3 protein-coding genes are annotated in these 12482 nt (G+C 49.3%); 2 read left to right on the top strand and 1 reads right to left on the bottom strand.

Annotated elements, in window-relative coordinates:
* Nucleotides 1–992 precede the first annotated feature (992 nt).
* Both MJO57_RS12980 and MJO57_RS12975 read left to right on the top strand, forming a co-directional pair.
* Nucleotides 993–1133: a hypothetical protein gene (locus tag MJO57_RS12980; RefSeq protein ID WP_252025832.1), complete on the top strand. Its 141-nt coding sequence runs from the start codon at nucleotides 993–995 to the stop codon at nucleotides 1131–1133.
* 633 nt (nucleotides 1134–1766) lie between these two features.
* Complete coding sequence (locus MJO57_RS12975; RefSeq protein WP_252025830.1) at nucleotides 1767–1964, top strand: hypothetical protein; 198 nt, start codon at nucleotides 1767–1769, stop codon at nucleotides 1962–1964.
* Nucleotides 1965–2518: 554 nt separating this feature from the next.
* On the opposite strand, the gene MJO57_RS12970 is transcribed toward MJO57_RS12975, so the two are convergent.
* The gene (locus MJO57_RS12970) at nucleotides 2519–11863 is read right to left on the bottom strand and encodes a hypothetical protein (RefSeq protein ID WP_252025828.1); all 9345 of its coding nucleotides are present in this window, start codon (nucleotides 11861–11863) and stop codon (nucleotides 2519–2521) included.
* Between the last annotated feature and the right edge of the window lie 619 nt (nucleotides 11864–12482).

Genomic DNA, 12482 nt, shown 5'->3' with positions numbered 1-12482 from the left:
GTTTTATAAACTCCGTTATCATCTGGTTATACTGCTGTAAAATGCTGGGTATTCGCTGTGGTTGACTGACTTGCCGGACAAGCTCTTGCACATCTCTGGTTGTTACAAGGTTACGTTGTAGCGTGATGGTAAAATCACTACGCATTTGTGAAACTCCCTTTAAGAAATCCAAAAACTGCGGAGTCATATCTCCTTGCTTAAAATTGCGTTGAAGAATTACCAAATTGGTAATCCTGTCAAGAAATTCCCACCTCGGAATGATCATTCTTTTTGATCGATCATGACCGGGAGCTTTTGTCGGTTCAGAGGTTGGCTGAGAGGTTGGTGCTGATGTTGTTGCTGATGTAGGTGCTGATGTTGTGGTGGTATTGAACTGCTGAATCATGTCGTTCACTCCCTCGTTCAGGATGTGCTCATACCGTTGAGCAACTTGAGGGAAAGTGCCATTAATGGTCCTGACAAAAGCAGAGATACCGTCCAACAGCATAAACGCCTCAAAAGCCTGGACACTTGACTCAATAAATGATTCTAATTCAGATACATCCTCAGCTGGATACAGTTCTTCAAAGGTCTGTAAGTCCTTTTTCAGCATACCGGTATTGGTTGAGTTGCCTATGTTGTGCAGTATGGTGATTAATTCTTGCTTCAGCATGGCGGGACTGGTGGCATTGGCCATTATTGAACTGGACGACGCCATAGCGGAATGGGTGGCAGTCATATCAATCGTCTCGTCAGATGAGTACCCGGCGATTACACTGTCCGTCAACCATTGCGTCTGATTCCCCAATAGCGTTGTCAGCGGTATTGTGCTGGTTGGCGACCATTTCAGCTCGGTACTGGTGGAAAGTGGCCGGGAATCCGTCACATCGGTAGAGGCCGAGCCTTTTACTGAATCAGATACGCTATCGGTGTGGGTCAGAGACTTTGTTGTGTCAGTAAAGTTAGCCCCGTCTCTTGTGCTTGATGCACTGGAATTGCGCGATTGAGAACTGGTGGAATCAACAACACTCGACTCATGCATTGAGTATGACAAACCAGTAGCGCTGGGCAGAAGGCTGTTTACGGTCTCAGATACAGGGCTTTGTACTGTACTTGATGTTCTTGATATTGATGTGCTGGAAGCAGGTTGTTGAAAATGGGTTGTATCAACGGCGACGATCTTTTGTTCAGAATGGGTAGAGGATATATCAACCGTCTCGCCAGATGAGTGCCCGGAGATAACACTGTCCGTCAGCCACTGCGTCTGGTTACTCAATGCCGTTGTTACCGGTACTGTGCTGGAATTAAGCGGTTGATAATTCGTTGAATTAACAACACTCGATTCATACATTGAGTACGACAAACCAGTAGCACTGGGCAGAAGGCTTGTTACCGTCGCAGATGCAGGGCTTGGTACTGCACTTGATGTTGATGTTGATGTTGATGTTGATGTGCTGTCAGCAGGTTGTTGAAAATGGGTTGTATCAACGGCAACAATCATTTGTCCTGAATGGGTAGAGGATATATCAACCGTTTCGCCAGATGAGTACCCGGAGATAACACTGTCCGTCAGCCATTGCGTCTGGTTACTCAATGCCGTTGTTACCGGTATTGTGCTAGTTGGTGACAATTTCACCTTGGTACTGGTTGAATTAACAACGCTCGATTGATGCATCGAGCTTGACGAAACAGCAGCATTGTCCAGAACGCTTTTTAAGGTCGCAGATACAGGATCTTTTACTTCACTCGATGTACTGGGGGTCGATTGTTGAAAATGAGTTGTACCAATGGCTGCTGTCTTGTGCTCTGAGTTTGATGAACCGGAAATGGAGAGCAAATCACTTTTCGCGTTAGAAGCGGGTTGCTTTTCTGACAATGAAATGCTGTCAGCTGTTCGGATTGAATTCAATGAATCGGTTGTTCTAATTGAATGTAAGCCAACCGATTTTGTGATAACAGATGACTGGGGAAATTTTGTAGCTTGATTAATCTCAGAGGTTTTAATTTGACTGTTTCGTGAGGGAAGTATTGCTTCTGTTTTTTTTTGCTTATTATTCACTCGCCGATAATCAAAACTACTGACTTTATCCGCACGGTTGTTATCAAATTCAAGCTCAGGTGGAACAACTGATTTGGCGTTATTTGAATTACCTTCTATTTGCACGTTCATAATTAAACCTCTCAGCTTGCTTGTCCGTAAGCACCCAATAACAGTTAATAAATAATCACAAAAATTAAACCCATTGATAATCATTTAACTCTTAACAGCAGCCAACCCAGCAGTTTAATCACCTACAAGATTAATCAAACGATCATCAGGTACTACAACAAACTAAACACTGCTACATCAGTTGACCAATTAATTGCCAACGACCATTTATAGCAGAGCAATTACGCAGCCTGTTTTTTTTTTGAAAAATAGTAGCAAGCTAAATATCTGGATCGGTTTGAATATTCCATTCTGTCCGGAAAATAGAACCACTATTCACCTCACAAAATGGAATTTCTATCATCAATTTTCTGCCATCCTGGCTTTGGGTTACACCTTAGTCTGGGTAAATTCATCCGCTTCGGTTTTTAGCCTCACAGCAATTTCAGCCAACCGTTGTTGCTTCGGCGAAGCCCTGCCCCGGAGTGATCTCAGGCTGTCAATCGCCACCTGGGCAATGATCTCCTCTTGCAGGTCTGCCGCCAGCGTATGGGCAATAAAATGTTGTGGCAGCAGCCGGGTCACGTCTTTCCTGATGGTTTTGTGGGCCTCAAGCATGCCACTTATTTTATCACGGTCGTATTGGTGCTGCCGGAAGACCGGAGTTGTGCCGGATTTTGCTGTCGATGTCCCGAGTGCCCGTTGGCTGGCGCTTTGTTGCACCGGCAACAGGTTAATAATCTGTGCCGCCAATTGTTGTGCCTCGTCCGGTTGTCCGGTCACTTTGCGCCCATCAATCATTGCGGCCAGTTTCATTCGGTTCATAGCCTCTTCTTTAACCGCAAACTTGCTGTCGTACAGTGCGGTGAACCGTTGCCAGGCGGCCTGACTGTCTTTCGGGCCCAGGTCCTCCCATTGGGGTTCCAGACCAAATAAGTCCGGCAGCTCCGTTAGTGATTGAATGGCTTGCCGTTGTCGTTCATCAGACAGTTTTAAGAAAGATGATTGGGCCGATTGATAATCGTCGGCGTTCAACTGCCGGATGCAATCATCACCGGGTTTTGATGGTGATGGTGATGGTGACAGTGCACCGGTAACCGGCGACAATCGTCGTTCAAGTCGCTGAGCAAGGTCGCTACGGCGCTGGTCCTGGTTCGGTGTGTTGGCTCCGAGCCATGCTGATAACTGGCTCATCACTCCCCTGGCCTGCTGTTCCTGCAACCCCAGGGCCCGGTCAATAATGGCGTCTCGCCGCTCTGTGCTGTTCACCTGGTCAAGCTGGTGATCCGCCATGGCACTGAGCATGCACTGACCAAGCTGTCTGGCAGGGCCGGATGCTGCCGCATTGTCCTGATCCGGCCCGAAGAAAATACCACGGCCATTGCCCTGGGTACCCCGAACCCGTCCGTCGCTGTCAAAGATATTGGCAACTTGCTCATGCTCAATGCCCAGACCCGGTGAGAACAGCACTTCATCGAGAAACGCCTCTGTGCAGTTGGCTGGTCTGTCGCTGTTAGCAGCAACAATGGCCATATTCAACAGGTCATCGGTCTCCCAGTGGGCATCTGGCTGAAGCTGAGCGTCCCTGACCCGGTCAACAAAGGCGCCCACTTCTGTGCGCAGTTGTCGGGCGATCCCCAGGCTGCCCTTAAGCAGTTGCATGCCGGGAGATTGGTCTAACGGCTGCGGGATAGTATCTCTGTCTTGCACCTGCCCCTGAGTAGTGGCCATTTTCAAATCGGATGGAATGGGGCGATCAGTGATGTAGGACATCGCCAGGTTGGCCATGATCAAGCCGTCGTCAACAGTGGGTTGAATGGGCCTGACCCCGGTCACCCGGCGATCAGTGGAACCCGGCTGTTCCTGCCTCTGCCCGGTTGCAATACCCGGTGCTGTGGGCGGCTGGGGTGCTGCGGCCGGCTGGGGTGCTGCGGCCGACTGGAAAGCAGATGCGAGTCTTGATAAGCCGTTACCGATGTCCGATACAATACCATTGCCGTGCAGGCTTGAGCCGGATGAATAGGCCGCAGGCGGTGTTTGATCATCGAGATCGCCATCACCGCTTTGAGCAAAATGCCGCTCTGGTTTGGGCTGAAAACTATCTGAATCAATATCCCGTCGTCCTCTGAATTCATTATTAAATGATATATCATTAAAAGAGCCACTGTCTTTCAGGCTGTCCTTATAGCGATCAGGATTGACAAGAATGTCCTGGTAGTCGTGTGGATTAACAATCACGTCATCAACGTCAGGCAGTGGTCCGGGGTAGCCACCATTTTCTTTAATGAAATGACGGTTTCGGACATTTTGCAGTTCAGTAAGAAAATCGATGGATTCTGCCTGAATAAAGCTTATCACTGTGGGTCTATCCGATGAACTGAATGAATAATTTATCAGGCCTTCACCTAACGTTTTGATCAACGATTGTTTTTTTTGTTCCAGGCGTTCTTTCTGTTTCTCGTTATGAATACTGCCGCCATCTCTGCCTGATAGCTTCGCTGCTGATCTGTCTATTTTCATGATATCAATGGCTTCATCGATTAAGAAAATAATGTTCCCATAGCCGACAGCTTGTGCATTTTGTTCCTGAATGCTTTTGCTTACTCCACCTTTGATGGCACTCATTCTGTCATCATTCAGTGTGGATGCTGTTTTAAGGTTGTCGCATGTGAACTGGTCTTTTTCAACATAACCACTGTCCATAAATAGGGAAAATCGATCGGCAACATAGGATGAAAACATCCTGTGGACCCTGGATGCCAGATCACTGGCAATAGGGTTCTGGATCTTTTCATGCTGGAATGATGCATGCTGACTTGCCAACCGCACCCCTCTTATGGCCCCGGAGTATAAATCTTCTATTCCAGAGACCAGCAAAGTGCTGAGTGTTTTAACACTGTCACCCAGAATCACCCTGGTTTGAATATCCCTTATATGTTCATCTGTGGAAGTTAATGCCACCATGCGTTGTGCATTTGATGTTTTCAGGGCAGTTAACCCTTCCATAAACCTCCGGCCTGTAGCAACGGCATCGGTCAGATACTCTTTTTTAATGATGTTATAGAGTTCTGGCCTGATCGATTCCCACTCAGGACCATTATTAACGCTGGTACTAACAGTTGTGTCCTCGGCACAAGACTGTTTTGCTGATGTTGGCGGGGGAGAGGTTACCTGAGTGCTTTCATCATTATGGATACTCGTTGTGGCTAATGGGCTGAAAGCGGATGTTTTCCCGGTAGCGGTTGATAATGGCGGTGTGACTGACGTTGTTGGGCTGCGTAGTTGCTCCGGGGTAGTCTGGGCGCCGGGGTTGGCGCGCTCATTGGGAGAGGACCGGGGTCTGTTTGCAGACGAGCCGGGAGGATGAGCGGCATGCTTAACCGAACTGAATTCCATAGAAGTGATTTCAGTCAGCGCTACCGACGGAACCGTTGCGCTGATGACTTCCGATAGAGCAGCAGCAGAGGTTTTTGCAGAGGATTCTGCCGTGTTGGCTACAGAAGAGCGTGAAGTACTAAACTCCGGTGAAGTTGCCATGGATTCAGTGGTGCTGACTGACAAACCCGACGGTGCTGAAGCGGCAGTCGTTGCATTCATGGACACTGCATGGGTATTTGTCATATCAGACAAACTAGACGGCACTTGTGTTGAATTACCCGCCGAACTTAATGTCTCCCAAGCAGTTCCTGCAGTGGATTCAGTGGCGTTACCCGGTGCAGAGCGAGTGCTGCTCATGACCGGGTAAGTCTCTATGGATGACTCACTGGCATGCACCGACGAACTCAATGATTCCAGGGGTGAATTAGTAGCATTCATTGGCCATTCATGAGTACTGGCTATACCCGATGGGTTGAGTGAAGCCTGAGTCGTACTGCTCATCGGACTCAGACGCACAGAAGAGGTTTGTGCAACCGATTCTGTCGTGTTGACCACAGAAGAGAGTGCAGTGCTAGTGTCCGGTGGGGTTACCGTGGATTCAGTGGCGTTGATTGACAAACCTGACGGTGCTGAAGCCGCAGTCGTAGCATTCATGGACACTGCATGTGTATTGAACATATCAGACAAGCTGGATGACGCTTGTGTTGAATTATCCACCGAACTTAATGTCACCCAAGAGGTTCCTGCACTGGATTCAGTGGCATTACCCGGTGAAGAGCGAGTGCTGCTCATGACCGGGTAAGTCTCCATCGATGACTCACTGGCATGCACCAACGAACTCAATGTATCCAGAGGTGAAGTGGTGACATTCATTGGTAGTTCATAACTACTGGTCATACCCGACGGGCTTATTGAAGCCTGAGTCGTATTGCTCATCGGGTTCAGATGAACAGAAGAGGTTTGGGCAACGGATTCTGTCGTGTTGACCACAGAAGAGAGTTCAGCACTGATGTCCGGTAAGGTTACCGTGGATTCAGTGGCGTTGATTGACCAACCCGACGGTGCTGAAGCGGCAGTCGTTGCATTCATGGACACTGCGTGTGTACTGGTTATATCAGACAAGCTGAATGACGCTTGTGTTGAATTGCCCATTGAACTCGATTTCACCCAAGAGGTTTCTGAAGGAGAATCGGTGGCGATACCCGGTGAAGAGAAAGCGCTGCTAATGGCCGGGTGAGTCTCTATGGACGACTGACTGCTATGCACCGACGAACTCAATGTATCCAGAGGTGAAGTGGTGACATTCATTGGCAGTTCATAACTACTGGTCATACCCGACGGGCTCAGTGAAGCCTGAGTCGTATTACTCACCGGGTCCCGATGCACAGAAGAGCTTTGTGCAGCGGATTCTGTTGTGTTGCCCACAGAAGAGAGTGCAGTGCTAATGTCCAGTGAGGTTTCCAAGGATTCAGTAGCGTTGATTGACAAACCCGACGGTGCTGAAGTCGCAGTCGTGGCATTCATGGACACTGCATGGGTATTGGTCATATCAGACAAGCTGGATGACGCTTGTGTTGAATTATCCACCGAACTTAATGTCTCCCAAGAGGTTCCTGCTCTGGATTCAGTGGCATTACCCGGTGCAGAGCGAGTGCTGCTAATGACCGGGTGAGTCTCCATGGATGACTCACTGGCATACACCGACGAACTCAATGTATCCAGAGGTGAAGTGGTGACATTCATTGGTAGTTCATAACTACTGGTCATACCCGACGGGCTCAGTGAAGCCTGAGTCGTATTACTCACCGGGTCCCGATGCACAGAAGAGCTTTGTGCAGCGGATTCTGTCGTGTTGCCCACAGAAGAGAGTGCAGTGCTAATGTCCAGTGAGGTTTCCAAGGATTCAGTAGCGTTGATTGACAAACCCGACGGTACTGAAGTCGCAGTCGTGGCATTCATGGACACTGCATGGGTATTGGTCATATCGGACAAGCTGGATGACGCTTGTGTTGAATTACCTGCCGAACCTAATGTCTCCCAAGAGGTTCCTGCACTGGATTCAGTGGCGTTACCCGGTGCAGAACGAGTGCTGCTAATGACCGGGTGAGTCTCCATGGATGACTCACTGGCATGCACCGGCGAACTCAATGTATCCAGAGGTGAAGTGGTGACATTCATTGGTAGTTCATAACTACTGGTCATACCCGACGGACTTATTGAAGCCTGGGTCGTATTGCTATTCGTGCTCAGATGAACAGAAGAGGTTTGTGCAACAGACTCTGTCGTGTTGGCTACAGAAGAGAGTACAGTGCTGATGTCCGATGAAGTTGCCACGGATTCAGTGGCGTTGATTGACAAACCTGACGGTGCTGAAGTCGCAGTCGTTGCATTCATGGACACTGCATGTGTATTGGTCATATCAGACAAGCTGGATGACGCTTGTGTTGAATTACTCGCCGCACTTAATGTCTCCCAAGAGGTTCCTGCATTGGATTCAGTGGCGTTGCCCGGTGAAGAGCGAGTGCTGCTCATGGCCGGGTGAGTCTCCATGGATGACTCACTGGCATGCACCGGCGAACTCAATGTATCCAGAGGTGAAGTGGTGACATTCATTGGTAGTTCATAACTACTGGTCATACCCGACGGGCTTATTGCAGCCTGAGTCGTATTGCTCATCGGGTTCAGATGAACAAAAGAGGTTTGGGCAACGGATTCTGTCGTGTTGACCACAGAAGAGCGTGCAGTACTGATGTCTGGTGAAGTTGCCATGGATTCAGTGGTGTTGATTGACAAACCCGACGGTGCTGAAGCGGCAGTCGTTGCATTCATGGACACTGCATGGGTATTTGTCATATCAAACAAACTAGATGGCACTTGTGTTGAATTACCCGCCGAACTTAATGATTCCCAAGCAGTTCCTGCAGTGGATTCAGTGGCATTAGCCTGTGCAGAGCGGGTACTGCTAATGGCCGGGTAAGTCTCCATGGATGACTCAAGGGCATCTACCGACGAACTCAATGATTCCAGGAGTGAACTAGTAGCATTCATTTGCCATTCATGAGTACTCGCCATACCCGACGGGCTCAGTGAAGCCTGGGTCGTATTGCTTATCGTGCTCAGATGAACAGAAGAGGTTTGTGCAACAGACTCTGTCGTGTTGGCTACAGAAGACAGTACAGTGCTGATGTCCGATGAAGTTGCCACGGACTCAGTGGCGTTGATTGACAAACCCGATGGTGCTGAAGTTGCAGTCGTGACATTCATGGATACTGCATGGGTATTGGTCATATCAGACAAGCTGGATGACGCTTGTGTTGAATTATCCACCGAACTTAATGTCTCCCAAGAGGTTCCTGCAGTGGATTCAGTGGCGTTACCCGGTGAAGAGAAAGCGCTGCTAATGGCCAGGTGAGTCTCTATGGACGACTGACTGCTATGCACCGGCGAACTCAATGTATCCAGAGGTGAAGTGGTGACATTCATTGGTAGTTCATAACTACTGGTCATACCCGACGGGCTCAGTGAAGCCTGAGTCATATTACTCACCGGGTCCCGATGCACAGAAGAGCTTTGTGCAGAGGATTCTGTTGTGTTGCCCACAGAAGAGAGTGCAGTGCTAATGTCCAGTGAGGTTTCCAAGGATTCAGTAGCGTTGATTGACAAACCCGACGGTGCTGAAGTCGCAGTCGTGGCATTCATGGACACTGCATGTGTATTGGTCATATCAGACAAGCTGGATGACGCTTGTGTTGAATTACTCGCCGCACTTAATGTCTCCCAAGAGGTTCCTGCAGTGGATTCAGTGGTATTACCCAGTGAAGAGCGAGTGCTGCTCATGGCCGGGTGATTCTCTACAGACGACTGACTGGTATGCACCGACGAACTCAATGCTTCCAAAGGTGAAGTGGTGGCATTCATTGGTAGTTCATGACTACTGGTCATACCCGACGGGCTCAGTGAAGCCTGAGTTGTATTACTCACCGGCTCCCGATGCACAGAAGAGGTTTGTACAGCGGATTCTGTCGTGTTGACCACAGAAGAGAGTGCAGTGCTAGTGTCCGGTGGGGTTACCGTGGATTCAGTGGTGTTGATTGACAAACCTGACGATGCTGAAGCCCGAGTCGTGGCATTCACGAACACTGCATGGGTATTGGTGATATCAGACAAGCTGGATGACGCTTGTATTGAATTGCCCGCCGAACTTAATGTCTCCCAAGCGGTTCCTGCACTGGATTCAGTGGCATTAACCGGTGAAGAGCGAGTGCTACTAATGGCTGGGTGAGTCTCCATGGCTGACTCTCTGGCATGCACCAACGAACTCAATGCCTCCAGAGGTGAAGTGGTGGTATTCATTAACCATTCATGAGTACTGGTTATACCCGATGGGCTCAGTGAAGTCCGGGTCGAATGACTCATGGAGTTTAATTTCTCTGAAGCGGTTTCTACAAAAGATTCTGTCGTTTTTCCCGCAGAAGAGAGTGCACTGCTGGCTGCCAGTGGGGGAACACCGGATTCAGTTGAACTCACTACCACACTTTTCTGTATTGAACCAGAAGTGGGTGGTGAAAGTTCATGCATACTGGTTACGCTTGATGCCGGCGTGCTTATCAACTCTGATGGACTCAGCAAAGCAGTGGCAGCAGTACGGGCCGGGGTGCCGGACCTTGCTGTGGAAGACGCTGGAATATCAGCGGGTATACTGCTGACAGCTGATGCTTTCGAGGCGTGTTGTGTTTGCATGTTTATGGTGGAAAGGCCTTCAGAGGCAGCAACTTCGCTTTGTGCAGCAGTATTTGAGGATGCTGGATTTGAAGATACTGGATTTGAGGATACTGGCGGCAAAATATTTTGGGACGTAGCTAATGTCTTTGCGGATAAAATCTCTGCCGAGGATGCCATACCAACGGCCGTTGTTGCCGGTGCTTTCCCGGAATCGACGTTTATTATTCTGCTGTGATCATTAGCCTGCTTATCGGTTACCGGTTTTTGCGTGGTCGCTGGTTTGCCATCGGTTGGACCTTCCGTGTCGGTTTTGTCCTGGTCATGACCCGACTCTGCAGGTGTCGGTTTGTCCCGGCCATTGCCGGGCTTTTCGGTTGCGTCATCGTTATCTTTATTTTTGCTTCGCAGTTTCGCTATTCCCTCCCCGATCAGCCAGCCAGCAACACCGGCAGCGACCGCTGCAGCACCAATCATGAGTAGGCGTCTTGCTGCAATGCTGAGGGCAAGCCTTAACCCTACTCTATTAATTAAGGCAGGCAACAGGGTGGTTGACGTCAGACCTCCAGCGCCCTCCCCTGCGATTTTCTCATATTTATCCCACTCACTGCATTCACTGGCTCCACCTGCCGCTTTCCCGGCCCCGGCCAGAGCCCTTCTGCGCCGACAAGCCGGTTCAAGCTGTCCCCTGCCTTTACCTCTAGTCTTGCTGCCGGGACTGTCTTCCTCGCTAGTCTCGCTGGTCTCGCTGTCTTCGCTGCCCTCACTGCCAGGCCCCTCTCCCCCGGCCGTTTCACCCGGCTCATGCTGGGGAGGAGGCGGCGCTTTTTTCAGAAGTTCCTGAACATAATCAAAAAATGTTTCATCAAGCACAGCCTGAACTTCTTCTTCGGTAACGGCTTCATCTGGCAATAAAGACGACGCTCCACTTGAAGCCCCAGCCCCACTGCTTCGCGCCGAGGAAGCCAACCTGGTCAAAAACGCGGAGGCGGTGAGCCCCAGCACACTGCCGGCAATACCACCGACCTCGGCTTCGGTACCCTGCTGGTCAGCAGCTTGACTACCAGAAGGTTTGTCTGCCGCCGCAGCCATCTCGGCGGCCAGGACTGCCCCATGAAGGGCGGGCGACAAGGCATTCAGTGCATCCATCATCACGGACAATTTCATCGAATACTGTACGTTAGCTTCTGTACCCGATGTTGAAGGCTGGGTCACGCCAGAGGAAGCGGCAGGTTGTTCAGTCTGATCCGGAGCCTGGGACTTTGCTTTCGCTCTCAGGCTGCGGGCGGTTTTCACCATAATGCTGGCATTGATTTTTTTAATGGTTTCAGGTACGGGGGTATTGTTTTTCAGGGCATCGTCAAGAACGCTAATCACCTCCCGCATTTGCATAACCAGTGGATCAGACGGGGTCACCTCTGTGGTTGAATCGGGAACATCCAGATCCACAGGTTTATCGGTTGGCAATTTCAGTTTTTCCAGTGCCTGAGGACTCCTAACCTTGGAAACAAACTCCTTGGCCAGCGCCTTGATGGCCTTTTTATCCAGATCTGCCAGCTGGGAGATATCATGGGTCACAATGTCTTTCAGTGTTAAAGCCGAATCTGGAAAGAGCTGCCATTCTCCCCAAGTGCGCATTTCCTGATCAGTCGATTGATGTAACCAGCCTGAAGGAGTTTCAGAAGTGATATGGGCTGGCATACCCACTGGCAAATGATAAAAATCGGCCCACATGGTTATTGAGTTCTCGACATTACTAACCAGGTCGTTTATTGAATTGCCACTGGCCCTGAAAAAATAACCTTGAGTATCACACAGGGTTATGGACAGCGTACTTGACAATCTTGTGAGTTCAGCAAATAAAACATGTGCGCGTTTAGGGAGGATGCGGAATTGGATAGAAAGGTCTTCACCAGCAGGTAACTGATTTGCCATGGCATGAAAAACATCGACCATCTGAATTAGCATGTGGCTTATCGAGTAAAAAGCTTGCACCCTATACGCGTTAGTATGCAGCGCTTCCAAAACATCGAAAATTTTATCATTGTAATGGCTATTGACCTTAATTTGCTTAAGGAGCCGATTAAAACGAGACTCCTTGGGAGTTCTTCTGGCCGTAATTATCTGTACTATCTCATTGGCCATATAAGGCAAATTAGCATATCCAGTACCCAAAAAAATTGAATCAACCAGATTTTTAATGGCTTTGGTGATTGTGGTACCGTAATAAGTGGCAACGCTGAGTGAAATCGTACTT

The sequence above is a fragment of the Endozoicomonas sp. SCSIO W0465 genome, assembly GCF_023716865.1.
GTDB lineage: Bacteria > Pseudomonadota > Gammaproteobacteria > Pseudomonadales > Endozoicomonadaceae > Endozoicomonas.
This window is presented reverse-complemented; position numbering and strand designations above follow the sequence as displayed.